Source organism: Anabaena sp. CCY 9910 (genome assembly GCF_963920875.1).
Lineage (GTDB): Bacteria > Cyanobacteriota > Cyanobacteriia > Cyanobacteriales > Nostocaceae > Trichormus > Trichormus variabilis.
In genome coordinates this window covers 1-259 of record NZ_CAWUDJ010000137.1, presented here as the reverse complement: position 1 = coordinate 259, position 259 = coordinate 1, and the positions used below count along the sequence as shown (strand labels likewise).

At 63.7% G+C, this 259-nt stretch carries 1 protein-coding gene; it reads right to left on the bottom strand.

Going from position 1 to position 259, the window contains the following annotated elements; genetic code table 11:
* The coding region (locus ACM5QX_RS29610) for a hypothetical protein (protein WP_414756768.1) at window positions 1–259 on the bottom strand (259 nt) is incomplete at both ends.

Sequence of the window (259 nt, the reverse complement as noted above, 5' to 3'; positions counted from 1 at the left end):
AACCCAGGACGGTTCGCGCATAAGACAGATCAAAGGTCTGGGAATAGGCCAGGGTCGCCAGCGTGTAAGGGGTGATCTTCGGCTCGGGGCGTCCGGGCCAGACGCGGCAAACCGTCTCTGACATCGAGGCCAGAACCCGCATCGGCGCCATAGGAACCGGGATCAGTCGCGGTTTCACCTGCAACACCGCGCACAACCGCTCCGCCAGTTCGGAAATGCGGATCGGCTGTCCGCCAGAGATGTTGATCGGCCGCCCGCC